This window comes from Hymenobacter antarcticus, from assembly GCF_039539545.1.
In the GTDB taxonomy this organism is placed as follows: Bacteria; Bacteroidota; Bacteroidia; order Cytophagales; family Hymenobacteraceae; genus Hymenobacter; species Hymenobacter antarcticus.
In genome coordinates this window covers 1-24,731 of record NZ_BAABDI010000034.1, presented here as the reverse complement: position 1 = coordinate 24,731, position 24,731 = coordinate 1, and the positions used below count along the sequence as shown (strand labels likewise).

17 protein-coding genes are annotated in these 24,731 nt (G+C 58.1%); 9 read left to right on the top strand and 8 right to left on the bottom strand.

The window, feature by feature from the left end:
- Position 1 precedes the first annotated feature (1 nt).
- Genes gatC through ABD819_RS18440 form a run of 3 tightly spaced genes read right to left on the bottom strand, consistent with a single transcriptional unit; the run spans position 2 to position 1,762 of the window.
- Positions 2-289 (bottom strand): Asp-tRNA(Asn)/Glu-tRNA(Gln) amidotransferase subunit GatC, encoded by a 288-nt coding sequence (gene gatC, locus ABD819_RS18450; protein ID WP_345126657.1) that lies wholly within the window; start codon positions 287-289, stop codon positions 2-4.
- Between the two features lie 29 nt (positions 290-318).
- Positions 319-1,143 carry a lysophospholipid acyltransferase family protein gene (locus ABD819_RS18445; protein ID WP_345126655.1) on the bottom strand — a complete coding sequence of 275 codons (825 nt, stop codon included), beginning with the start codon at positions 1,141-1,143 and terminating at the stop codon, positions 319-321.
- A 10-nt stretch (positions 1,144-1,153) separates the two neighbouring features.
- Positions 1,154-1,762 (bottom strand): NUDIX domain-containing protein, encoded by a 609-nt coding sequence (locus tag ABD819_RS18440; protein WP_345126653.1) that lies wholly within the window; start codon positions 1,760-1,762, stop codon positions 1,154-1,156.
- Positions 1,763-2,225: 463 nt separating this feature from the next.
- Between ABD819_RS18440 and ABD819_RS18435 the strand changes: the two genes are divergently transcribed.
- Both ABD819_RS18435 and ABD819_RS18430 read left to right on the top strand, forming a co-directional pair.
- A complete protein-coding gene (locus tag ABD819_RS18435) occupies positions 2,226-2,474 on the top strand; it encodes a hypothetical protein (protein ID WP_345126652.1) in 249 nt (82 codons plus the stop codon).
- A gap of 104 nt (positions 2,475-2,578) precedes the next feature.
- Positions 2,579-3,154 carry a ribonuclease HII gene (locus tag ABD819_RS18430; RefSeq protein ID WP_345126650.1) on the top strand — a complete coding sequence of 192 codons (576 nt, stop codon included), beginning with the start codon at positions 2,579-2,581 and terminating at the stop codon, positions 3,152-3,154.
- A 23-nt stretch (positions 3,155-3,177) separates the two neighbouring features.
- Here the strand turns inward: ABD819_RS18430 and ABD819_RS18425 are convergent, their stop codons facing one another.
- From ABD819_RS18425 to ABD819_RS18415, 3 genes are read right to left on the bottom strand one after another with little or no spacing between them, the layout of a single operon-like run.
- Positions 3,178-3,621, bottom strand: a complete 444-nt coding sequence (locus tag ABD819_RS18425) for a response regulator (RefSeq protein WP_345126649.1) — start codon at positions 3,619-3,621, stop codon at positions 3,178-3,180.
- A 58-nt stretch (positions 3,622-3,679) separates the two neighbouring features.
- Positions 3,680-5,236 carry a sensor histidine kinase gene (locus ABD819_RS18420; protein ID WP_345126646.1) on the bottom strand — a complete coding sequence of 519 codons (1,557 nt, stop codon included), beginning with the start codon at positions 5,234-5,236 and terminating at the stop codon, positions 3,680-3,682.
- Positions 5,237-5,259: 23 nt separating this feature from the next.
- Positions 5,260-5,637, bottom strand: coding sequence for a CZB domain-containing protein (locus ABD819_RS18415; protein WP_345126644.1), 378 nt, complete (start codon positions 5,635-5,637; stop codon positions 5,260-5,262).
- 253 nt (positions 5,638-5,890) lie between these two features.
- Here ABD819_RS18415 and prfB point away from each other — a divergent pair.
- A protein-coding gene (gene prfB / locus ABD819_RS18410; protein WP_345126643.1) for a peptide chain release factor 2 occupies positions 5,891-6,968 on the top strand; the annotation gives its coding sequence in 2 pieces (ribosomal slippage) (positions 5,891-5,950 and positions 5,952-6,968; 1,077 coding nt in all).
- Between the two features lie 87 nt (positions 6,969-7,055).
- Here the strand turns inward: prfB and ABD819_RS18405 are convergent.
- Together ABD819_RS18405 and ABD819_RS18400 are read right to left on the bottom strand one after the other, a co-directional pair.
- Positions 7,056-8,462: a RagB/SusD family nutrient uptake outer membrane protein gene (locus ABD819_RS18405; protein WP_345126640.1), complete on the bottom strand. Its 1,407-nt coding sequence runs from the start codon at positions 8,460-8,462 to the stop codon at positions 7,056-7,058.
- A gap of 45 nt (positions 8,463-8,507) precedes the next feature.
- On the bottom strand, positions 8,508-11,492 hold the full coding sequence (locus ABD819_RS18400) for a SusC/RagA family TonB-linked outer membrane protein (protein ID WP_345126638.1): 2,985 nt from the start codon (positions 11,490-11,492) through the stop codon (positions 8,508-8,510).
- Between the two features lie 845 nt (positions 11,493-12,337).
- Between ABD819_RS18400 and ABD819_RS18395 the strand changes: the two genes are divergently transcribed.
- From ABD819_RS18395 to ABD819_RS18370, 6 genes are all read left to right on the top strand, one after another.
- Positions 12,338-15,583: a SusC/RagA family TonB-linked outer membrane protein gene (locus ABD819_RS18395; RefSeq protein ID WP_345126637.1), complete on the top strand. Its 3,246-nt coding sequence runs from the start codon at positions 12,338-12,340 to the stop codon at positions 15,581-15,583.
- 24 nt (positions 15,584-15,607) lie between these two features.
- Positions 15,608-17,356 (top strand): SusD/RagB family nutrient-binding outer membrane lipoprotein, encoded by a 1,749-nt coding sequence (locus ABD819_RS18390; RefSeq protein ID WP_345126635.1) that lies wholly within the window; start codon positions 15,608-15,610, stop codon positions 17,354-17,356.
- 34 nt (positions 17,357-17,390) lie between these two features.
- Entirely contained in the window at positions 17,391-18,053 is a 663-nt protein-coding gene (locus tag ABD819_RS18385) for a hypothetical protein (protein ID WP_345126634.1), read from the top strand.
- A 1,000-nt stretch (positions 18,054-19,053) separates the two neighbouring features.
- Positions 19,054-22,254 carry a SusC/RagA family TonB-linked outer membrane protein gene (locus ABD819_RS18380; RefSeq protein WP_345126632.1) on the top strand — a complete coding sequence of 1,067 codons (3,201 nt, stop codon included), beginning with the start codon at positions 19,054-19,056 and terminating at the stop codon, positions 22,252-22,254.
- An 18-nt stretch (positions 22,255-22,272) separates the two neighbouring features.
- Entirely contained in the window at positions 22,273-23,748 is a 1,476-nt protein-coding gene (locus ABD819_RS18375; RefSeq protein WP_345126631.1) for a SusD/RagB family nutrient-binding outer membrane lipoprotein, read from the top strand.
- A gap of 69 nt (positions 23,749-23,817) precedes the next feature.
- Positions 23,818-24,267 (top strand): hypothetical protein, encoded by a 450-nt coding sequence (locus ABD819_RS18370; RefSeq protein ID WP_345126628.1) that lies wholly within the window; start codon positions 23,818-23,820, stop codon positions 24,265-24,267.
- Positions 24,268-24,731: the final 464 nt, after the last annotated feature.

Sequence of the window (24,731 nt, the reverse complement as noted above, 5' to 3'; positions counted from 1 at the left end):
ACTATTCCAGCACTTTGGGCACCCGGAAATAGTCCGAGTCCTTGCGCGGGGCATTGCGCAGGCCATCCTGGTGGCTCACGGTGTTGCGGGCCTCGTCGGCCCGCAACACGTTGATTTCCTCCGAGAGATGCACTAGCGGCTCCACACCGGTCGTGTCCAGGCCTTCGAGCTGAGCCACAAAGTCGAGGATGTTATTCAGGTCGCCGAGCATTTGCTGCTCGCGGGTAGCGTCAAATTCGAGGCGGGCCAGATGGGCCAGGCCGCGCAGGGTGCCAAGGTCAGTACTCACGCGATGAGTTGAGAGTTAAAAGTTGAGAGTTAGGAGTTGACGGACTTCGGCTGCTGCTGGGGGGCAGCTATCGCCGGGCGGCGCCAGGTGCTGGGGCCGGGTTTCACGGCTCCTTCCGGCAGGAAATCGCCGCGCAGCTGCTCCGCCACGCGCTCTTTCAGGGCCGGAATGTCGGCCAGCGTAAGGCCGGCGGTGGAAATGGGCGGGTGAAAAACAATTTTGAGGCGGTGGAAGCGCACCCGCAGGTCCTTTTCCACGTCGGGCATAAACATGTGGTTCAGGGGCATGCCCACGGGCACCAGGGGCACTCCGGCCTCGATGGCCATCTGAAAAGCGCCGTCTACCAAGGGCAACAGTTCCTTGCCGGGCGTGGGCGAAATGCGGCCCTCGGCAAAAATGGCAATGCTCTGGCCGGCGGCCAAACTGCGGCGCGCGGCCACCATGGCCCGGCCCCGGCTCACGGCACTGGCGCGGTCCACCGTGATATAGACCCGCCCAAAAAGTGGCCCCCACACCGGCACGCGGGCCAGCGAGGCTTTGCCCATCATGTTCAGAAATCCCGGTATATACTTGAACAGCATCATGATATCGACGTACGAGCCGTGGTTGGCCACGTACACGCAGGGGCGCGGATTGGGGCCCGGACTTTCGCGCACCACTTGCACGGGCATGCCCCACATGGTAATGGAGAACGTCGACCAGAACCGGTTCAGGCTGTGCACCACCCCGCCCCCGTTGGGCCGCCGACTAAAAAACCACTGCCACGGATAGATAAGCACAAACGGCACGATGAACCAGAAAACGGCCCAAACGGTGTACAGGCGCTGACTAAGGTAACGAAGCAGATGGCGCATAGCCGCAAAGTTAGCGCCGTTGCGGGTTGGTTGGGGCCGGCGGGCGACTTTGCAGCACCTTTTCGGCCTTCAGCAGGCCGGCCACGCTCACGCCATCGGTAATGCGGTCGTCCATCACCATGCGGATGGCTTCGGCCAGCGGCAGTTTCCAGAGGCGCAGGTCTTCGGTTTCTTCGGGTTCGAGCTCGCCCATGGTCAGGTCCTCGGCCAGGAATACGAAGCCTTCCTCGTCGGTCACGGAGTTGGAGGTGTGCAGACGGGCAATGCGCGTCCAGCGGGCGGCGGTCAGGCCGGTTTCCTCCTTCAGCTCGCGCTGGGCCGATGCCAGAATGTCGTGCTCCAGCAGTCCCCCACCCATCGGAATCTCCCAGCTGTACTCGTTCAACGGGTAGCGGTACTGGCCCACCAGCCAGGTATTACCGTCCTCATCCACGGGCACGATGCCCAGGGCTTTGTTTTTCATGCTCACCACCCCGTAGATGCCCCGCCCGCCATTGGGGTTGAGCACCTGGTCTTCGCGCACCGAAATCCAGGCATTATGATACTTTACTTCCGTGCCGAGGGTTTGCCATGGGTTGTGGGTTTCATCAAAATCAGGGTCGGGAGAAAGCAGGAGCATAGGCGTAATAACAGGACTGATGATGCGCGTAAAAGTACACAGCCCGGCGGATGCCACCGCTCTACTGGCCGGCCCTAGCGCGCCATCCACCGAGCCATCAGGGCCGTTGACCGACGAAATCAGCGGTTTTATCAAAAAACTATTGCGCCTGCTTAAAGGCTGTAGTACATTTGAATCATAAGTACCCCCGCACGGGCTGGAAATGTGGAAAGGAAGGACCTCTCGTGCGGCGGCGCTCTGGCTGAAAAGGTGGGGTAGACACCTCTAAGCCAGACCCGCCACTTTAAGGCCGTTGCCCTTGGGTAGCGGCCTTTTTTTGTGCGTCTGGACTAGTTTGCGCGGGGCAGGTGCTGGTTAATCGGGCAGTTTTTGGGGCTGTCCGGCGCTGCCGCTTTTAACCTTAAAGCGCATCGGGCCGTACCAATATCGTTCGGTCGCCTACATTCCGTCCGACACCTGTTTCATGGCCAAATCGCCCTCCAACTCCAAGCCAAACCCTACCCCCAACGAGCACGACCCGTTGTTCAACCTCAAGCATGCCCAGGCCGAAGCCGACCTGGCTCAGAATATCCAGGGCCTCGGCCCTACCACCAACGAATACGTGAGTACCGACGAGGACACCGAAATCGACGAAGGCCCCCGCGACAGCCAGGGTCAGCGCCGGGGCGAGACCAACCCCACCGATGAAGGTAGCACCGCCGGCCGCCATTAAGGCCTGATACAGCCTGCACAAGGCCTCTGTAGCATGGAGGAACAAAGAATGCCGCTTTTTTGCGGGTTCTTTGTTCCTCCATTTCTATTTATTCCTCTCCCGATTTGCTCTTAGCCACCCACACCGGCCAGGCCCTGGAGGCCGGCCTCGACGAAGCCGGGCGCGGCTGCCTGGCGGGGCCCGTATTCGCGGCCGCCGTCATCCTGCCCCCCGATTTTAATCCGCCCTTCCTCAACGACTCCAAGCAGCTCAGCGCCAAGCGGCGCGAAGCCCTGCGCCCCATTATCTGCGCCGAGGCCGTGGCCTGGGCCGTCGGCCAGGCTTCGGAGGAAGAAATTACCCGACTCAATATTGCGCAGGCCAGCTACCTGGCCATGCACCGGGCCGTGGCGGCGCTGGCCGTAGTGCCCACGCACCTGGCCGTAGATGGCAACCGCTTCCGGCCCTTGGCGGGCTTCGACCATTCGTGCATTGTGGGAGGCGACGGCCTTTATCGCCACATCGCCGCCGCTTCGGTGCTGGCCAAAACGTTTCGCGACGATTACATGCAGGCCCTGGCCGCCGAATACCCGGAATACGGCTGGGAGCAAAACGCCGGCTACCCTACGCAGCGCCACCGGGCGGCCATCCGGGCGCACGGGCCCAGCCCCCATCATCGCATGAGTTTCCGGCTGCTGTGAGCTTACCAAAAGCGCCCGGGGGCCTAGTCTTTCAGCTTCAGCAGGTCCAGGAACAGACTAAAGCCATCGATACTGGTTCCTCCCTCGCCGAAGGTATCAAAGCTCAGCGGCTTGATAATGTAGCCGCTCACGGCCAGCTCCCGGGCTTTCAACCGGTCCGATTCCAGGTCAGAAGTCGTCATAATAAAAACATTAAGGCCCACGAATTCCGGGTCCGAACGTAATGTTTCCAGCAGCTCCAGGCCATTCATACGGGGCATATTGATGTCGAGCATCACCAGGCTGGGCCTGGCAATCTTCGTTTCCCCGTCGTCGCCTCGCAGCATTTTGAGGGCTTCGCTCCCGTTGCGGGCATGAATGAGCGGTACGTTGATGTTGTTGCGGCGCAGCTCACGCTGCACGTTCATAACGTCCATCTGGTCGTCTTCCACGAGCAGAATGCTGGGCGTGGGATAGTCGGCGGACATAGGCTTGGCAATTGGCAATAGCGGGAATATGCCCGCGACAAACCGCGGTGAGCGGGTCTTAATTTGGCATCTGTACGGTAGATGCGGGCTTGGCGGCTATGCCCGCGCCGATGGGCTTGGTTTTGGGGGGCTGCTTAGGCCAGGTAAAAATAAACTTAGCGCCCTGTCCCTGCGCCGATTTGACCCAGATACGCCCGCCCTGGCGCTCCACTATTTTTTTTACGATGGCCAGGCCCACGCCGGTACTTTCGAGGGTGTCGCGCTCGGTCAGGGTCTGAAAAATGATGAAAATACGGTCGTGATATTCCGGGTCGATGCCGGGGCCGTCGTCAGCTACCGAAAACTGGTAGAACTCGCCGGCATCGTCGCAGCCAATGTGCACACTGCCCGTGGCCGGGTGGTCGTGGTACTTCAGGGCGTTGCTGATGAGGTTGGTGAACACCTGCTGGAGCTGAACGGCATTGGTGGTGAGCGTGGGCAGGAAAAACGGCAGCTCCACCTGGAAGCCTTCGGGGGGGTTCAGCGTGTCGATAATCTCGCGCAGCAGGGTTCGCACGAATACCGTTTCGTCGGATTGGGCCACGCGGCCCACGCGGGCCAGGTCCAGAATGCCGCTGATAAGCTTTTCCATGCGGTGCACGCGCTGGCGCATCAGTCCCAGAAACTCGCGAATATGGGCGGGCAGCTGGTCTTTGCCCATGTCTTCCTCAATCCAGCGCGAAGCACTTTCGATGCCGCGCAGGGGCGCTTTCAGGTCGTGCGAAACCACGTAGGCAAACTGGTCAAGCTCCTGGTTGCGGCTTTCGAGCTGATTGATATTGGCCCCTACGGTGCGAGCCATCACGTTCAGGGCTGCCGTGAGCTCGCTCACTTCGTCCTGCCTGGTGTCGACAATCTGGGTGGTGTAGTCGCCATCGGCCATGCGCCGGGCCAGCTCCAACATGCTTTTGAGGCGGGTAGAGAAGATGCGCACAATGTATATTGCCCACAGGAGGCCCAGCACCAAGGCTGATACGGCCAGCGCCACCGACAGCCACTTGGCCCGCTGAATGCTGTCGTCCAGCCGTTGGCGCAGCTGCTTGCGCACCACGCCCTCCGAGTTTTCGAACGCCGTCAGCCGGCTCCGGATATTATCCATTATCTGCTTCCCCGTGAGGCCTTCGGTTAAGCTGCGGTGCGGGAGCGCGTCGAGGCCCGACTGCCGGGGATTGCGGCGGCGGGCTTCGCGCTTTTCCGATATCATCAGGTGGCTGTAGCTCTCCCACTGCCGAAACAGCCGCTGGGCCTGCTCCAGACGCTGAATCTGCTCAGGCGCACTGTCCATCATCCCGCGCAGCTGCGTAAACCGGCCAATCAGGTTCCGCTCGCCATCGTAATAGGGCACCAGGGTTTGCTCATTACCAATCAGCAGGTAGCCCCGGAAACCCGTTTCCATATCCCCGATGTGCCGCAGTAGGGTAATGGCCCTGTTCGATACCCGCTGGGAGGCTTCCACTTTGCGCGAATTGGTCAACACTTGCCCCGCCAGCTGATAATAGAATAGCACCACCACGGCAAAAAGCGCCAGCAACAGCACAAACCCGGCAAACAGCTTCGTGGTGAGGGTTATTTTCATGCAGATAAGATGGCGTTGCGCATTTAGTGTGCCTGCGTACGCAGCCTGGCCTCCATGGTTTGGAGGAGTGTCGCCATTTCGTCGGCAATTACCTGTAGCGGGACGTAACCAGCGCTAACCTCGCTGCTCTGGCCGAGGAGGTGCAAATCCATTAGCCGGTTGGCTTCCCGATGAATGAGAACGTGTTGCCGGTCGAACTGTCGGGCTTCTGGCAAGTGGGCATACGCCCCCGCGCCGCGCATCCGGCTGGCTATCCACTGGCCCAGGCTGCACTGCTCAGGGTCGCGCAGGGGGCCTTCGGCACCGCCGTTGCCAAACAGGAACGAGCGCAGCTTGCTTTTAAAATGCACGTGCTTGATGTGCGCCGACTCAAAATCTCGTTTTAGCTCCTCAGTTGTCATAATCAGTTGCTTGTGGTCAGTCCGATACAGGGCAACGGCCGTTCCTTATCCGTGCCTGAAGCGACAGGGGAGAAAGCCGGACGCAGCCCATCAGGAAGTGAGCTACCGACTATTTCCGGACCTACTGTAAAGGTACGACCAGAACCAAAGCCGGGTGCCGGGTCAGAATTCGGTACTTTCGCGCTTTGGTAATCTCCTGGTGGCAGCTTCACCGCCGCCGGTTTCCCGATTATCCGTTCACCTATCCCCCACCATGACCCAAGACCAGATTAAGGACTTGAAGGGCCGCGCCGAGGCCCTGAGGAGGTATCTTTGACTACGATACCCGCAAAGCCCAAATAGCCGCCGCCGAGGCGCAAACCACCGCTCCCGGCTTTTGGGACGACTCGAAAGCCGCCGAAACCACCCTGCGCGAAGTCAAGGCCATCAAGACCTGGACCGACGACTACGAAGCCGTAGAGCAGGCACTGGCTGATACCGAAGTCCTGTTTGATTTCCACAAGGAGGGCGACGTGCCGGAGGCCGAAATGCAGGCCGACTACGACGCCACGCTCCAGAAACTGGAGCAGCTGGAGTTCAAACGCATGCTCTCCGACGAAGAGGACCAGCTGTCGGCCATCATCGATATCAACCCCGGCGCCGGCGGTACCGAAAGCCAGGACTGGGCCGAAATGCTCATGCGCATGTACATCATGTGGGCCGAAAGCCACGGCTTTGGCGTGAAGCAAATCAGCTACCAGCCCGGCGAAGGGGCGGGTATCAAATCGGCTTCGCTCGAAATAGATGGTGATTTTGCCTACGGCTACCTCAAGAGCGAAATCGGGGTTCATCGCCTCGTGCGCATGTCGCCCTTCGACAGCAGCGGGCGGCGGCACACCTCGTTCGCGTCCGTATTTGCCTACCCCGTAATTGACGACACCATCGTCATCGACATCAACCCCGCCGACATCTCCTGGGATACCTTCCGGGCCGGCGGCGCGGGCGGGCAGAACGTGAACAAGGTGGAAACCGCCGTGCGCCTCACCCACGCGCCGTCCGGCATCATCATCGCCGTCCAGATTGAGCGCAGCCAGCTCATGAACAAGGAGCACGCCCTGCGCATGCTCAAATCGCGCCTCTACCAGATTGAGATGGACAAGCGGCACGCCGAGCGCGACAAGGTGGAAGCCACCAAGAAGCGCATCGAATTCGGCTCCCAGATTCGCAACTACGTGCTACACCCCTATAAGCTCATCAAGGACCTCCGTACCGGCATCGAACGCACCGACGTGCAGAATGTGCTGGACGGGGATTTGGATGAGTTTATCAAGGGGTTTCTGATGCGGAGCTGAGCCGCAGTAGCTTCTGCCTAGCGGTGAGAACACAAAAAAGGCCACCCGAATGGGTGGCCTTTTTATTTACCTTGCGGCAAAAGCTAATTACTGAGGATTAGCCTGGTCCCAGGCGATTTCCTGGAAAGGAATCGGCAGTTGTTTCAGCACGATGGTCTGCTGACCAGTGCTCAGTTTCTCAGGCAGGCTGGTGCCGGGTACGTTCAACTTGTCGAGCTTATTGAGGCGACGCAGGTCAACCCAACGCTGGCCTTCAAAGAACAGCGAATAGCGACGCTGATAAAGGATTTCCTCCATCACAGCAGCCACAGTTATCGGACCCGTGTAAGCTGGCAAGCCATAGGCCGTGCCCACTTTGTTGATTTGCGTGATGGCCAAAGGCAAATTGCTGGTGTTGGCGTTGGCTTCGGCGGCAATCAGCAACAACTCCTCCCGCTTGATAACCGGAATAGGGGAAGTCTGCGTGGGGTACAGCACCACGTCATCGTTGCTACTCAGGCCCTGACGGGACAGGCGGGTAGTACGAGCAGCAATTTTGTTGATGCGCGTGTCGCCGGTGCGAATGTCGGTCCGGAACGTGGGGTGCGCCACCGTGGTCACCGAAAGAGCCGCGTTGGGAGCCTGGAACAAGGGGTTCACGGCGTCGCCGGCCGTAGCCGAGTAATTGAAGCGTGGACCAGCCGTTACGGGCAGAGCGTCATTGCTGAAGAAGCTGCCAGCAGCCGTAATAGCGGCCAAAGCATCTGCATAGTTGTTGGAGCGAATGGCCAAACGAGCCGCCAGGGCCCGGTTGTACTGCCGGAAGCCCGCCACCGTGTTAAAGGAAGCGCCGGCAGTGCCCGCCGCGAAACCGCTGGGAACCGGAAAGGCCAACGTGGTGCCCGCTTTTGCCAAGGCCGCGTCGCCGTCGCTGAGCAGCGTTTTGATGGCAGCCAGCACCACGGGGTACGGCTGAATCTTGCCCGGCTTCTGCTCGTTGGTTACCTCAACGCGCAATCCGTTCTCGTACTGCAGGTCCGATAGCACCAGCATGGCGTAAGCCTCAGCCGTTTTGCCCAAACCGATGTAGCCGTTCTTTTGCTCTTCGGTTATTGAGCTGGTGTTGTTGGCCGAAGCCACCAGGATACGGGCCGTACGGCGTGCTGAAGAGTAGGTGGTGAAGTACCGGCCGCTCAGGAAGTTGTTGTTGTCGAAGGGAGCCGTACCGAGAGGGTTCGTTACGTAGCGACCGTCGGAGTTGGCCAGCACATAAACTTCGCGGCCGATGATGCCGGTGAGCTGGTGGTACCACACGATACCGTCCCCGTTGGTCCGCATATCCGAGAACGTCCCGGAGGCCAGGAAGTCCATCTGCTGCTTGGTAGCATTGCTCGACACCGATGCCAGCGTGGGGAAGTTGGGGTCTTCCAGCTTGTTAATTTCAAAATAGCTGCATCCCGAGAGGGAAGCAACGACACCGCTCAGCAGCAGTGCCCGGATAAAAGTTTTATTCATGGTCTTTGAGGTTAGCTTGAAGGGTTGTAGGGGCCGAACGGGCGCTTAAAAATCAAAGTTCAAGTGCAGGAACATACGGCGCGCGCTCGGGAAGGCGTACAAGTCCTGGTTGCCACCCACCGGGCGGCTGCCGAAGTTGGACACTTCCGGGTCAAACCCGCCTTTGTAGGGGGTTACGAGCACCAAGTTGTTGCCCGAAACACCCACTTTAACCCGCTGCACGAACTTACCCATCGAGGCACCGAGCTGGTCCTTCGTGAAGGAATAGTACAGCGATACTTCACGCAGCTTCATGTAGCTGGCGTCCTGGATGTAGTTCGACGAGGTGTTGCTCAGGTCGCCGTTGTAGCGCTCGAAGCCGAGGAACGAACGGGTACCGTCGGCCAGGGTGATGGGCTCCATGTAATCAGGCGAAGTACCGCCCTGGTCGTAGGCGTTCTGGGTCAGGGTGCTGTTGTAGCCGCCCTGCTTCACGTGAATCAGGAACGAGAGGTCGATGTGCTTGAAGAACGTGAAATCGTTCGCAAACGTCATCTGGTACTGAGGCTGCGATTCCTGGTAGCGAGTGGGGAAACCGCCCACTACCGGGTTGCCGAACCACCGCGTGGGCGATTCGCCCAGGGCCAGGTAGTTGCGGCCGAAGAGCGTGGCGAAGCCTGGGCCAGCAGCCTGCGTAGGCACCGTGAGGCGCGTTACTTCCGAACGGTTCAGGAAGAACTGGGTCTGCTGGTGGTAGCGGAAGTTCGGACGGTCGATGGCCAGTACGCCAAGACCAATTTCCAGGCCTTTGTTGACTAGGTCGCCCACGGGGAAGGCCGAGATGGCGCCTACACCGGTCGAAGGGGCCAGCGCGTAGCTGAACAGCAAGTCGGTTACTTTCTTGCGGTACACGGTGGCTTCCAAGGTAATCTTGTTGTTCAGGAAGGCGAGGTCAATGCCACCTTCCAATTCAGCGGCACGCTCGGGAGCCACGCGGTCGAAGCCCACGGCAGTGATGTTGCGCAGGCCGGTGCGGCCGTCGATTACCACTGTGTTCAGAGGCGTAAAGTACGAGCCGAAGCCGGGTACACCGCCGGTTTCGCCGTAAGCAGCACGTACTTTGAACAGGTTCACCTGGTCTTTGAAGGTCCAGAAGTCGAAGTTGCTCAGGTTTACGGCCAACGAAGCGTTGGGGAAGTAGTACTTCTTCTTGGGGTCGGCGTTGAGGTTGCTTTGGTCAGCGCGAACGCCGGCACGGGCAATGATGCGGTCAGCAAAGTTTACTTCCTGGCCAATAGAATAGCCCAAGTCGACGCTTGACGAGAAGGACTCACCGAAGGTCTGGCGCGTGGCCCGGTTCGGGTTACGCAGGGTCGGCACCAAGCCTTCGCCTTGCACGAAGGAACCGTCCACGTCCTGGGTGAAGCGGGTGGTACCCACCGAGGTGGTCAGGCCCACTTTGCCCAGCTGCAGGTTATAAATCAGCACGCCTTGCAGGTTGGTGTTCAGCTGCTTGGTTTTGCTGTAGCGCGAAGCGCCGGGGTTGGCCAGGCGAACCTGCGACTGCAAGTCCTCGGGCAGGTACAATTCGGCGTCGGTCAGAGCGAAGTCAATACCACCCGAAGCAGCGAAACGCAGCGAGCTGTTCTCCTGACGCAACAAGTAGAGCGTAGAGGTGAATGACTCGAGGAAACGGTTGGTGTTCTCGTTGTTGATGCCGCGGTCGCGCAAGGCCAGCGCGTTTTCATTGGCGTAGGGGTTGTCAGGGTACTTGCCGTTCACGGGGAACAGGTTGGCGTAGCTCGGCGTGATGGCCACCAGGTACGGGATGGAAGCGTCGTTGTTGTTGTTGTTGGAGTAACCACGCTGGTTGCTGGAGTTGGTATAGCTCGAGTTCAGCGCAAAGTCCCAGTTCTTGGTGATATCCGTCGACACGTTGGCCCGCACGCTATTGCGCTGGAAACCCGTCTTTTTTTGGATACCGGCCTCATCGGTGCGCGAGCCCGAAACGAAGAAGCGGATGCGCTCCCCGCCGCCGGAAATATTGGCGCTAGTAGTCGAGAGAAAGCCCTTGTTGCCATACAGCTCATTCTCGTAATCGAAGATTTTACCCGAAGCTTTAGCAGCAGCCAGCAACACTTTCTGGTCATCGGCGTCTTGGCCAGGGCCGTAGTACACGTCCAGTTTCTCGGGGGTGAAATCCGAATAGCCAAACTTGCGCAGGATGCTGGTAACGCCAAAGTCCTGACGGACGCTGATTTTGGTCTGGCCGGCGCGGCCTTTCTTGGTGGTGATGATGATAACACCGGCGTTGGCGCGCTGGCCGTAGATGGCGGCGGCAGAGGACCCTTTCAGCACTTCGATGTTTTCGATGTCGTCGGGGTTGATGTCGGAGAGGCGGTTGGTGGCACCGTCCTGGCGGCCACCACCGGCGTTGCTGAAGGCAGCAGCTCCACGACCTGAGTCATAGGAGTTGTTGTTGGCGTACACCCCATCGATGATATACAGCGGCTCCGAAGAGCCGTTGATGGACGAAGGACCGCGCAGCTGCACCGAAATACCTCCACCGGGGGCACCGCTGTTCTGCGTGATTACGGCGCCCGAAAGCTTGCCGTACATAGCCCCGTCCACCGTGGAGGGACGGGTGCGGCCCACCAATTCATCGGCCGAGATGGAGGCCACGTTGTTAGCGGCATTGGAGCGGGCAATGCTCGTGCCCAGGCCCGTTACAATTACTTCATCGAGGTTGCGAGCCTCAACGGCCATTGTTACATCCACCGTCGAGGCGGAGGTAACATCCCGGTCAGTGCTTTTGTACCCTACCGAGCTGAACTGGAGGGTGGTAGTTGAAGCCGGTACGGACAGGGTAAACTGGCCTTCGGCGTTGGTCGCCGTACCGATTTTAGTGCCTTTGGCAAGCACCGTTACGCCGGGCAAGCCCTGGCCATTCGACCCGTCTGTGACCCGACCGGACACGGACTTGTCTTGGGCAACCGCCTGCTGCAACAGGCAGGTCATCAGTAAGACGACCATGAAAAAAAAGTGTTTCATGTACAAGTGAAAGTGGTGAGTAAAAAAGTGAAATGTGAGTAAGGTGGGAAAAAAGAAAAAAAACGCACTCTGGAATGGAGTAATCTGGCAGCAAGGTATTACAAGTTTTTTTGTTACGCTAACATTAGCCTGCCCCCTTATCTAGTCAGTTTACTTGGATTTAGCCTGAATTCATGTAAAACCCGTGATTTGCTGCTTTAGGCCATAATCCTGTTAAGCGCTGGATTGCACTGTAGTTAAGCAGCATTTTGCAGGCCCTATCACTACCTTGTACACCTGTTGCCAACAGTAGTGAGTGCATTGAATTATCGGGGTTTATCTACCTGCCGGGTTACGGTCGAAATTGCTTTTGAAGAAGCTGCCAGGTTAGCAATTGACAATGGTTGCCCGGTACTCCGCCTACCTGATTGTGCATTTACTTCGGTCGTATCTCACAACATATGCTGGCAACAGGCTGACCACTTAAACCGGGTAGAACCAATGGAGATTTTCCTTCAGGCCGCTGATGTGCCATTCCGCGGCCGATGGCATCTGGGTGCTATGCCTGGTTGTGCCAGTCCAAAAATCCGGACTTCCAATCTATCGTTTGAGAATCACAAGAAACCGCAGGATTTTCTTAAATGTACAAGCACTCGAAAGTTGCTCACGGAGCATTCCCCCGATTTTATATACTGTTTTTTAGCTGTCCGCCACCCGTCAGGCCGACAGATAACCAAACTCGCTGCACAGCCATAAGCAGACCGGTGAGTAACGGGATTTTCGGCAAAAGCCGTACTTTCAACTTTTAAATACTTGCCACCCTAACTTCTTTCCTCTTTTCTCATACACCCATTTTACATAAATCAATGAAGAGAACCTTACTATTAAGCCTGCTGCTGTTGCTAACGCTGACCGGGCGAAGCTGGGCGCAGAGCCGTGTCGTGTCGGGGCGCGTCCTCGACAGAAGCACCAATGAAGGCCTGCCGGGCGTGAGTGTCATCGTGAAGGGTACCACTACGGGTACCGCCACCAACGCCGATGGCCAGTATGCCTTAAACGTATCCGGCCCAGATGCCGTACTGCAATTCAAATACCTGGGCTATATTACGATAGAGCAAACCTTAGGGAGCTCAGCTACTATTGACGTAGCCATGGTGGTTGATGCCAAGCAGCTGGATGAAGTCGTGGTAACGTCGCTGGGTATTCAGCGCGAGAAGCGTGCCCTGGGGTATGCCGTGGCTAGTGTAAAGGCCGAGCAGGTGGTGCAGAAGTCCGAGCCGGATATTCTGCGCACACTCTCGGGCAAGGTGCCGGGGGTGAACATCATCAGCTCGAGCGGGGTGCCCGGGGCTTCGTCGCGAATCACCATCCGCGGCAATACGTCGCTGCTGGGCAACAACCAGCCGCTGTTCGTGGTGGACGGCGTGCCCTACGACAACTCCCAAACGGAATCGGAGAACCAGCTGGTGCGCGGGGCCGGCTACTCCAGCCGCACGGGTGATATCGACCCCAACAACATTGAGGATATTCAGGTACTGAAGGGCGCGGCGGCGTCGGCCCTCTACGGCTCGCGGGCGGCTGGTGGCGTTATCGTTATCACCACCAAAACCGGCAGCGGCAAGCGCGGGGCCAAAGGCGTACAGATTGGCTACAGCACGGGCTACGCAATTGAGAAAATCGCGAGCCTGCCCGAGTACCAGAATACGTATGGCACGGGCGCCAACTTTGGCAGCGGTGGCAACAACTACGCCACCAACGGCTCATGGGGCCCCGCCTTCGGCAGCGACATTGCGCCCACGGTACTGCCCCACCCGCAGGCGGGCAACACCAATTTGGGCATTGCCACGGATGCAACCATTCCGTACCAGGCCTACCCCAACAACGTGAAGGACTACTTCGATACCGGCCACCTGTACGAGAACTCCGTGTCGCTGACGGGTAGCAGCGAGAATACCACGTTCACGACCATCGTATCGCGCACCGATAACGTGGGTACCATTCCCAATGCCCGCTACGTGCGCAACAGCATCAGTGCCGGCGGTTCGGGCCAGTTCAACAAGTTTACCGTGAAGGGCACGGTGAGCTACACCAATGCCGAGCAGCAGGGCCCCCAGCTGGGAGCCAACAACGCCGTGGGCAGTGCGTCGGCGTTTGCGCGCACGCTGTTTATTCCGCGCAACATGGACCTGCAGGGCTTGCCCTACATCGACCCGCTCACACGCCAGCAGTATTTCGGCTGGCTGTCGGCCCAGGCCGATAACCCCCGCTGGAGCACCGAGAACAACCAGTACGTATCGCGCACCGACCGTAGCACGGCCAATGCCAGCGTGAGCTACGCGTTTCGCGACTGGCTGTCGCTCACCTACACAGGTGGCGTGAACACCTACACCGACAACCGCCGCACCACCGTGCGCCCCGGCTCCAATGGCTACGGCGGCGTGGGCAACGTGCTGGAAGACAACATTCAGAACACCGAGCTGGACCAGACTGTGCTGCTGGCATTCGACAAAAACCTGACCGAGGACATCAGCCTGCGGGCCACCTTTGGCCAGAACATCAACCAGCGCTCGCAAAACTTTCTGGCCTACGCCGGCCGCGGCATTATCGTGTTTGGCATCGATAATATCGAAAACACCCGCGAGAAGAATACCAACGGCTACGACTTCTCCAAGCGCCGCCTGATGGGCCTGCTCGGCGAAGCCACCATAGGCTATAAGGACTGGGCGTTTCTAACCGGCACGGCCCGTAACGACTGGTCGTCGACGCTGAACAAAAACGGTGAGGTCGGCAACAGCGGCCGCTCGTTCTTCTACTCGGGCCTCAGCGGCTCGGTTATTATCAACGAAGCCCTGGGCCTGGACATTCCCTGGCTGTCGCTGGCCAAGCTGCGGGCCGCCTACGGCCGCGTGGGCCGCGATGCCAGCCCGTACGTGGCCGGGCCGATTCGCTATACCATCAACCCCACGTTTGGCAACGCCGGCCAGGGCATCGGCACTGAATTCCCGTTCAACACCACGCCAGGCCTGGGCCTGAGTGGTACCATTGGCAACCCCGCGCTCACGCCGGAGTTCACCAACGAATTTGAAGTTGGCACCGAGTTATCGTTCCTGAAGAACCGGGTGACTCTGGAAGCGTCCTATTATAACCGTAGCTCGACCAATCAGATTGCCCCCATTGCACTCGATGCCGGTACCGGCTTCGGTTCGTACTTCACCAACTTCGGGGAAATTACCAACAAAGGCGTGGAAATTGCTTTCACGGGCAAGCCCGTGCAGACCAAAGATTTCCAATGGAGCAGCACGTTCAACTTCACGCACAACAAGAACAAGGTAGTGAGCCTGATTGAAGGCCTGCCCCAGATTGCGTTCGGTACTGGCTTCAGCGGCGGCATTCAGGCGATTCTGAAGCCGGGCGAGGACTACGGCGTGTTCTACGGCCGCCGCGCTGCCCGCGACGAAAGCGGCAACTACCTGATTAACCCCGCTACCGGCTATCTCATTGTCGACCAGAACCTGCAGGTAATCGGTAACCCGAACCCCCAGTTCCAGATGGGCTTCATCAACCAGTTCACCTACAAGGGCATTACGATGAACGTACTGGTGGACTACCGCAAGGGCGGCGACCTGTACTCGACTACGCTGCAGTCGTACCTGGGCCGGGGCGTGACCAAAGACACCGAGGACCGTAACCGCCTGGTTATCATCAACGGGGTTAAGGGCGACCCCGCTACCCGCACGCCCCTGCGCAACGCCGACGGCTCGACGATTGCCAACAACACGGCCATTTCCGTCAATGATTACTACTTCAGCTCGGGCGCGGCCGGCCTGGGCAGCATCGACGAGAAAGGCGTGTACGACGCTACCACGGTGCGCCTGCGCGAAATCTCGCTGGGGTACGACCTGCCCAAGACCTTGCTGGCCAAAACGCCTTTCAACGTCATCAATATCTCCGTTTCGGGCCGTAACCTGTACTGGTACTCGCCCAACATCCCGAAGTACACCAACTTCGACCCTGAGACCAGCACCTTCGGCGCTAGCAATCAGCAGGGCTTCGAATACACCAACGCACCCAACACCCGTCGCTACGGCGTGAACCTGCGCGTGAACTTCTAATTCAGACTTCGACTCACTATCCTCATGAAATTACGTACTATTTCCACCGCGCTGGCCCTTTCCAGCCTGTTGCTGGGAGCCTCGGGGTGCAAGGACTTCTACGACGTCAACGTAGACCCCATTCGTCCGACCAAGGCCGATTTGAATTTGCTGCTCCCCGTGACGCAGACCGCGACCTCCACGTACCTGGGCTTTAGCATTGCGGGCATCGGCCAGGCTACGTCGGCCCTGATGGGCCAGCTTTCCAACGGCCGGGGCATCGGCACCTACCAGCAGAACGGCGACTCGTTTGGCAACCAGTGGGGCGGCCTGTACTCCGACATGCTCGCCAACAACGAGCAACTCATTACCCAGGGCACGGCCGAGCAACGCTGGGGCTACGTGGGCATTGCCCAAATCCAGAAAGCCTACGTGATTAGCGAAATGGTCGACATGTTCGGCGATATTCCCTACTCGGAAGCCCTGAAAGGAGCTGCTAACCTGGCTCCGCGCTACGACAAAGACGCCGACATCTACAACGGCAATTCGAGCCTGGGCATCCAGAGCCTGTTTTCGCTGATTGACGAAGGCATCGCCAACCTGGCTAAGCCGGGGGGGTCCGCAGTAAGGGGAGACTTATTTTATGATGGTGACCTTGCTAAATGGGCGCGTTTCGGCCGCACGCTCAAACTGAAGCTGTACGTGCAGATTCGCAAGACCCGCGCCGATGGCTTCCGGCCCGAAATCAGCGCACTGCTGGCCGATGCCAGCGGCCTGATGAGGAACGAGTCCGACAACGACTTTGAATTCAAATACAGCAAGTCTGAAGCGCCCGCTAACCGGAACATTGGCTTCCTGTCCGACTATGTTGATGTTGGGCGCGAAAACAGCATCGGCCGGTACCTCTATCTGCTGATGCGGTACCGTAACGGCAAATCGGCTACCGCTATAGGCCCATTTAGCCCCGACCCCCGCATTCCCTACTATTTCTTCAATCAACAACCGGAGAGCACCGCCGCCAACAGCCCAGGCACCTACGACTTCCAGGACGCTTCAAAGCCTGCTTTCATCACCGTTCGTCAGGGCAGCACGGGTCCGGCCAGCAACGGCGTATCGTCCAATACCCGCACGCTGCCCGGCCTGTACCCCGTGGGCGGGCGCTTCGACGATGGTCGCGGCGGCAACGCCAACACTACGTTCGGGCGGGGCACCGTGGCCCAACGCTTGCTGCCCTTCTTCAACCTCAAGTTTTTGGAAGCCGAAGCCCGATTGGTAGTCCTCAACGACCGGGCTGGTGCCAGCACCGCGTTAGGAGATGCCATCAATGCTGCTTTTGCAAAAGTCAACGCCATCGCGCTGGCAGAGGGTACCTCTACTCCGGCCGTGCCCAACTCGCCGCCAAATCCTACCGGTGCCGCCACGCGGGTGCTCGGGGTGATTTCAGCTTCGGAAATTACCAATTACCGAAATGCCGCTTTGGTGCGCTTCAATGGTGCTGCTCCGCTCCAGGTTATCATGGAGGAGAAGTACATCGCCAGCTTCGGCATGGGGCCGGACATTTACACCGACTGGCGTCGCACGGGCTTCCCCATCATCACCGTGCCCGACAACGCTAACATTGGCAGCAACGTGGGCCTGGAAGAAGACGGCGACGCGGATACGCGCGGTGCCGGCTTGTTCCCCCGCCGCTTATTCTACTCGCAGTCGTCGCTCATTGCCAACCCCAACCCGGCCGCGCCCAAGCGCCAGCTCACCGAGTCGGATGCCAACTACCGCATTTTCTGGGACCGATAGGCCCGCCACCCCTTCGCTTTAACTAGCTCAGTTTATGAAAAAGGTAATTTTTGGCCTGCTGCTGCTCTCCGCAATGGGCTCGCTCAGCGCCTGCAAAGACAGCAGCAAGATTCCGGCCCCGGAAGTGACCAGCGTGCCGCTCATCTTCCCTAAGTTCACCGCCGACGCGTCTAAGTCGTATTTCGACACCCAACGGGCCAGTGCCAGCATCAACCAGCTGGCCACATTGGCGAATCCCACCCGCCCGGTCCTGGAGTTTGTTCTCAACATCCCCGACCAGCGCGACGTGAAGATTAGGGCTGTCGAAGTTTATAAGAGCTTCCAACGTCCTAACCAGGCAATCGGCCCTCGGGCCCTGGCTGGCTCCTACAGCTCCTTTCCGGCCACGGTATCCCTCAACAGCCAGGATGCTCTTTCGGGCCTCCAGCGGCTGTCGTTCGCCGCTGGCAGAACTCTGCCGTCGCTCAGCAACCTGCTTCTGTCGACGCCCAGCGCTCCCGGTGCGCGCAATCCCATCCTCAACGGCGATGCCATCATCTTCACGTTCGAGTACGTGCTGGAAGACGGCTCCCGCGTGATTCTGACTCCGCTCACCGATGTGCGGCTGGACGGCGTTGGCACTCCGCCGGCCAAAGTAATTTCGGGTACTCAAATCAACCCGCCATATGCTTTATACGCCCGTTTCAATGTGATTTAGGTCTTTATCCCTCCGCTTAGCCCATCGAAGCTGAGCAAACAAGGTGACGTAGCGCCTTCGGATTCAATGAATCTGAAGGCGCTACTGCGTTTAGCCGGGTTGCGGCAGGCATCTCCACTACTCGGTGTCAGGCGGTGGTCCCAATTGGGATGATTTAGATTTTATTGTCGCAAAATCAATTTCAAAGGACCTGGCCCAATAGCCACCCGAAAAGCCCTTTTGATTGCTGGCTAATTGATTGACTGCTGTTACGCGCGCCAGCTCGTTGGCCTCCCCGGCAGCCCAGCCCCCAGGCCACGATGCGCCACGAGGCCCGCTCTAAGACCAACTAGCGCCAGACTTTCTGCTTTCTACGGCCCATAAACGTCCACAGCTCATTTAGTTTGAGCGTCGGCGGTGGCAATAACAGGGGCTTACCGGGACTTTTTTTTTTAGGCCATCCGGAGTTGCTCAGGCGGGCCGCGACCGTTGCGCGAGCGGTACCACGCCGGGAGTTGGGCTCTTGGAGCAACTTCTCGCGGCTCAGGCCAACTGCGCGGCCCGTGTGAGAGCAGCGGAGGCAGAAACTGCTTGGTGACCGCAGGTCGCACCACGGTATGTAAGCAGTCATTCAAAAGCAAACGGGTTGTTAGTCACTCGTTGTTAGTTGTCAGTCAGTTGATTGCCATCATACTAGCAACTGACAACTAATGACTAGCAACTTAGTCTTACCGTAGCTTGAACCGTTCTTGTGAAGGGCCAGGCTGCTGCGCCTAACGCAGGTGTGGAGGGTTAAAATCATCCATTAATTCAAAACTTCAGCACAACTCAGACCACCGCCCAAAGTCCGAATCATCCCAATTTGGACTTTCGCTCATTTTCAATATAAGGTGGCATATGTATAAAGATTTGGTGCAAGAGCCCTGTTACGATTTAAATATTCTCCAATATGTGGTGGCTATACCTTAGTTTTGGCAATAGAGAAATCTTTTAACATCTTTTTAATCTCAACCTACTATTCATGAAAAAAATCTTACTCATGGGTTTTGTGCTCATGTTTACCCTTCTCCATGGAGCGATGGCGCAAACGCGCACGGTCTCGGGTAGAGTAACAGACCAAAAATCCGGCGAAGGGCTGCCCGGTGTTACAGTCCTGCTCAAGGGCACTAACAGCGGCATTTCAACTAACGCGGACGGTGCTTATAGCCTCTCCGTGCCCGAGAGCGGTGGTACGCTCGTCTTTTCTTCCGTGGGCATGGCCACCCAAGAGCGGGCCATCGGCTCCGAATCGCAGGTTAATGCTGCCCTCGCGCAGGATACCAAACAGTTGAGCGAGGTGGTCGTCACGTCATTCGGTCGGGAACAGGAGAAAAAAGCCCTTGGCTTCTCGGTTTCGGAAATTCAATCGCGCGAGCTGACCCAGGCCCGCGCTACCAATATCTCGAACTCGCTTACGGCAAAGGTGGCCGGGGTGCGGGTACAGGCGGCCAACGGAATGGTGGGCGCTTCGTCGAGCATTTTTATTCGGGGCATGACCACTTTCACCTCCAGCAACCAGCCCCTGTTCGTGGTGGACGGCATTCCGATTGACAACGGCGGTGGCGGCAATGCTCTGCAAAACGGGGTATCGAACTCAAACCGCGCCATCGACATCAACCAGGACGATGTGGAAAGCATCTCGGTGCTGAAAGGTCCGGCGGCGGCGGTGCTCTACGGCTCGCGGGCTGCTTCGGGTGCCATCATCATCACGATGAAGAAGGGAGCCCGGTACGGAGCCAAAAAGCAGAGTGTCTCCGTCACCTCAAACTACAACACGGTGCAGGTAGGCCGCCTGCCCGACTATCAGAATACCTACGGCCAGGGCAACCTGGGCGTGTTCAACCCCCTAAGCAACTCGTCGTGGGGCCCGGCGGCCACGGGCCAGGCCGTGACCAACTTCCGCGGTGAGCAGGAGCAGCTTACCATCAACCCGAACAACGTAAAGGACCTGTTCAAAACAGGCTATAACTTTCAGAATAACATCGCCTTGTCGGGCGCTACCGAGCGGTTGCGCTACTATGCCTCGTATGGCAACCTGAAAGAATCCGGCATTTTGAGCAACAATGAGCTGACTCGCAACACGCTAACCTTTACCGGCAGCGCGCAGCTCACCGACAAGCTGCGTTCGGGCACCAGCGTCATCTACACGAACAACCAATCGCAGCGGACCCCCCAAGGCAACGTGCTGGCCAATCCATTCTTCCGCAGCTGGTTTTTGCCGCGCAGCTATGATGTCAATCGGTACCCGTTCGAGCTGCCCGGTGGCGGCCAGCAGGGTGCCGCCGTGGCGGGCTCCTTCACGCCGAACAACACCTGGTTCAGCAACGATGACAATCCGCTCTGGACCATCAAGAACAACACTTACCAGGACGAGATTAACCGCGTGGTAGGTAATGTAAACGTAGGGTACGATTTCACTCCATGGCTGTCGCTCGACTACAAGCTGGGCGTGGATACCTACAACCTGGTGTCGCAGGCGGTGAACGGCCGCGGCAGCCGCGGTGTGAGCATTGGCGGCGGGGCCGCGCTGGTGGGCAACCTGCAGGACAATACCTTCACGCGCACCGAAATCAGCTCTTACCTGACGGCCAACCTGAAGCACGATATCACCGAAGACTTCAACATACGCCTGCTGTTGGGCAACGAGATAAACCAGCGTAAGTCGGTGGATATCGGGGTGTTGGGCAGCGACCTACAGGTCCGTTACTTCAACAATATCAACAACGCGCTTTCGTTCCAGCCCTTCGGCGACCGCACCAAGCGCCGCCTCGTCGGCTTCTTCGGCGACCTGGCTCTGGGCTACCGCAACTTTGCGACCCTTACGTTGTCGGGCCGTAACGACTACTCATCCACGCTTGTTCCCAGCAGCGGAGCCGCCGCTAAAAACAGCTATTTCTACCCCGGCGCCTCGCTCAGCGTCGTACTGTCCGATGCCTTGCCGATGCTGAAAGGCAACACGACGGTGAACCTGGTCAAATTGCGGGCTGCCGCGGCCAAAGTTGGCCGGGAGGCCCCTATTTACGTCACCGACACGTACTACGCGGCTTCCAATAACCCAGCCGACGGCTTCGGCCCCAACATCGCGTACCCCTTCCGTGGGCAACTAGGCCAGTCTTTGAGCAACACGGGCGGCAACTCCAGTCTGGGCCCCGAGTTCACGACCAGCTACGAAGGCGGCGTGGACCTGGGATTTTTCGGCGGTCGAATCGCCGTTGAAGCCACCTATTACCAGCAGCGTAGCACTGACCTCATTTTTGACGTTCCCGTGGCGGCGGCCTCCGGCTTTTCCACCTACTACCGGAACGCGGGCATCGCCGAAGCCAAAGGCATCGAGCTGCTCGTGAGCACGACGCCAATCAAGACGAAGAATTTCACCTACACCAACTCGTTCAACTTTTCGCGGGTGCGCAACACCGTAGTCGAGCTGGCCGTGGGCGTACCCCAGATTACGTTGGGCGGCTTCGTAACGCCGAGTACCCGCCTCATTGCCGGGCAGCCCTACGGGGTTATTTTCGGCAGCGTGTTTGAGCGCGAGCGCGTGGATGAGAAAGGCCGGCCGCAGGGCAAGCTATTGCTCTCGCAAAACGGTCGTACCCGACTGGCCTCCGATAACCAAATCATCGGCGACCCCAACCCGAACTGGGTAGGTGGCCTGACCAACAACTTCTCGTTCAAAGGCCTGACCTTGAGCACGCTGTTGGATATTCGTTACGGTGGCGACATTATTTCGCGCAACGTAAGTGACCTGCGTCGTCAGGGAGCCGGCAAAGAAACCGGCAACCGGTCCGCTACCTACGTCATCGATGGGGTTATTCCCAACCTCAATGCCGATGGCAGCGCCAGTGGCACGTTCCGCACCAACAACGTGCAGATTACCGCCGAAAACTATTTCGACGACCTGTACGGGTTTGGCAAAGCCGAGCTCGTGGTGTTTGATGCCTCCTGGCTGCGGCTGCGCGAGGTAGCGCTGAACTACGTGCTGCCTAAAACCCTGACCGACAAAACCTTTTTGGGAACCGTTGAAATCGGGCTCAACGCGCGCAACGTCTTCTTGTACGCGCCCAACGTGCCGCACATCGACCCGGAGGTGAACGCCCAGGGCCAGAGCAACTCGCAGGGCCTGGAGTTCAACGCCCTGCCCCAGTCGCGGACTTACGGCGGCTCGATTCGCCTTTCCTTCTAATTCAATAATCCGGATTTTATGAGAGCTTTCAAATTATTCGCTCTGGCCGCAGCCGGTGCTACCAGCCTGGGGCTGTTCGCCTCGTGCGAGAAGTTCCTGGACATTAACCAGAACCCCAATGCCGTGCTGGTGGCTCCCGCCTCCAACTTGCTGGTGGCCGCCGAAACGTCGCTGGGCTTCCTGATGGGGTCGGACCTGCACCGCTACACCTCGCTCATCGTACAGCAGTTTTCCGGGCAGGGTGGCTCCGGTATTCAAACGGCCGAGTACGACCGCTACAACATCACGCCTACCGACATCAACAACGTGTGGCGCGGCGCAATCTTTGCCGGCAGCCTCGCCGATATGCAGAAGCTGATTGACCAGACCCAGGACAGCAGCCCAAAGTATGCCGGCATCGCGAAAATCACCAAAGCCTTCCTGTTTTCAGTAACGACGGATGCCTTTGGCGATATTCCCTTCACGGAGGCGTTGCAGTTCGACAAGAACTTTGCGCCCAAGTACGACGCATCTGCTACCGTGTACGCCGGCATCATCGCCTTGCTCAATGATGGCATCAGCGACATTAAGAAGTCGTCGATACTCACCCCCAGCAACGACGACCTGATTTATGGCGGCGACATGGCCAAGTGGGAACGGATGGCCAATACCTTGAAATTGCGCCTGTACCTGCACTCATTCCCAAAAGTAAACGCCACTTCAAATGCCGACTTCGCGGCCCTGCTCGCCGCACCCGCCTCGATTTTCTTGCGTAATAACGCCGACAACTTTCTGATGCGGTTCGAAGCGATACCGAACCGGAACAACCCCATTGACCAGTTCGAGAAGTCGCGCAACAACACCTTTTTCCCCAGCGCAACGTTCGTGAACCTGATGAACGCCAAGAACGACCCGCGTCGACCGGTCTATCTGACATCGCTGGCAGCCCCCTCACTGCCGTATGTAGGAGCCGCCAATGGCACGGGTGTGACCGTTGTGGCCGCGAATTTTTCGCGCATGAATACTTACCTGCGCGGCAACGTCATTCCAGGCGGTACGGGCTTCAACAACTTCGATGGCAATGCCCCCGTTCGAATGCTCACTTTTGCTGAATACAACCTGATTCTGGCTGAATACTATGCCCGTACCGGTAACTTAACATTGGCCCAAACGTCGTTTGCGGCTGGCATACGGGCATCAATGACCGACGCTGGGGTGTCCGACGAAATTGCCACGCCTAACATTACCACTTACATCGCATCGCGTCCGGTGTTGACTGCGGCCAACGCCATTCAGTCTATCGTAGAAGAGAAGTTTATCGCCAACTACGGCGTGGCCGTAGAGCCCTGGACCGATTACCGCCGCACTGGATTTCCAACCCTGATTGTTCCAGTCAATTCGAGTATTTCGGCCATCCTGCGCGTTCTACCATATTCCGACCTGGAGCGCACTTCCAACCCCAACACTCCGGCCCGTCCCAACCTGACCACGCCGACGGTCTTCTGGGACCGATAGTGCATCATTTGGGCGCTGCTCGCGACAAGAGCAGCGCCCAAACTCACCTCCTCTTTCAAATCTCATCGCATGAAAAAGAATTCTTTATCGTTCCTGCTGCTGCTGTTGTCAGTGCTGACATTGGCCAGCTGCAAGAAAACCGAAACGGACTACAACGTGGGGCCCAAGCTCCAAATCGTATTCGATAACAATATCGACAAAGTCACGGCTGACTACAAAGTGGGCAGTACCCTCACCTTACAGGTGGCGGCAACCGGTGCTTCGTCGGTGAGCATTGTGACAACCTACTCCACCGGAACGACTCGCACGGCTAATCTGGGCAGCTTCCCGGTGGTTGATGGCGTGGCTACCGTGGTCATTCCAGCCAATAGCCTCCGCGCCGCTGGCGATGGTGTTCCAGTTGGCGCGGGTGCTACGCCCGTTTCATCGCGCGCTGCCAATACTTATGTTCTCAGAGTTGATGCCACCGGAAATGGCACTACCGAGCGCCGATTCTTCAACGCCGTGCTGGTCCAATAACCAGCGCGTTGCGCTTGGCTTAGCACAAGCAAAGACACTGGTTACGAGAGCTATAAATCGACCAAGATTCTAAAGGACCTTCTTGCCACATGGCAGGAAGGTCCTTTTTTTGGGTTTACCCTACCATACTGCATTTGATAAAGCAACTTCGGTAAGGGGCAAAAAGGGTGTTCTGCCACACCCGGAAGGATGGGTAAGGAGTTGGGCAGGAACAAGACTTTGATAGCCAGGGCCTTTTTGGTCGCGCATTTTCGTTGCCAATAAGGTTATCGAATTGAAGTATAACATTTAAAGGCATTCGCATTAGACGTAAGAGGTCCAGACCACTTAAACTACATAACCCAAGTTGCGGAGTAGTTGGAGAGCACAAAAAAAGTCTGCTCGGCAGAGCAGAAGTAGGTTTGAGGTCTCTAACCGCCTCATTCCTACTTTCCCCATGCGCGAACAGACCGTTGCAATGTACT

Bases quoted from the DNA above. Each gene is read 5' to 3' on its own strand.
- ABD819_RS18445 (WP_345126655.1), bottom strand. From the start codon at position 1,143: ATGCGCCATCTGCTTCGTTACCTTAGTCAGCGCCTGTACACCGTTTGG.
- ABD819_RS18440 (WP_345126653.1), bottom strand. From the start codon at position 1,762: ATGCTCCTGCTTTCTCCCGACCCTGATTTTGATGAAACCCACAACCCA.
- ABD819_RS18435 (WP_345126652.1), top strand. From the start codon at position 2,226: ATGGCCAAATCGCCCTCCAACTCCAAGCCAAACCCTACCCCCAACGAG.
- ABD819_RS18425 (WP_345126649.1), bottom strand. From the start codon at position 3,621: ATGTCCGCCGACTATCCCACGCCCAGCATTCTGCTCGTGGAAGACGAC.
- ABD819_RS18420 (WP_345126646.1), bottom strand. From the start codon at position 5,236: ATGAAAATAACCCTCACCACGAAGCTGTTTGCCGGGTTTGTGCTGTTG.
- ABD819_RS18415 (WP_345126644.1), bottom strand. From the start codon at position 5,637: ATGACAACTGAGGAGCTAAAACGAGATTTTGAGTCGGCGCACATCAAG.
- ABD819_RS18405 (WP_345126640.1), bottom strand. From the start codon at position 8,462: ATGAATAAAACTTTTATCCGGGCACTGCTGCTGAGCGGTGTCGTTGCT.
- ABD819_RS18400 (WP_345126638.1), bottom strand. From the start codon at position 11,492: ATGAAACACTTTTTTTTCATGGTCGTCTTACTGATGACCTGCCTGTTG.
- ABD819_RS18395 (WP_345126637.1), top strand. From the start codon at position 12,338: ATGAAGAGAACCTTACTATTAAGCCTGCTGCTGTTGCTAACGCTGACC.
- ABD819_RS18390 (WP_345126635.1), top strand. From the start codon at position 15,608: ATGAAATTACGTACTATTTCCACCGCGCTGGCCCTTTCCAGCCTGTTG.
- ABD819_RS18385 (WP_345126634.1), top strand. From the start codon at position 17,391: ATGAAAAAGGTAATTTTTGGCCTGCTGCTGCTCTCCGCAATGGGCTCG.
- ABD819_RS18380 (WP_345126632.1), top strand. From the start codon at position 19,054: ATGAAAAAAATCTTACTCATGGGTTTTGTGCTCATGTTTACCCTTCTC.
- ABD819_RS18375 (WP_345126631.1), top strand. From the start codon at position 22,273: ATGAGAGCTTTCAAATTATTCGCTCTGGCCGCAGCCGGTGCTACCAGC.
- ABD819_RS18370 (WP_345126628.1), top strand. From the start codon at position 23,818: ATGAAAAAGAATTCTTTATCGTTCCTGCTGCTGCTGTTGTCAGTGCTG.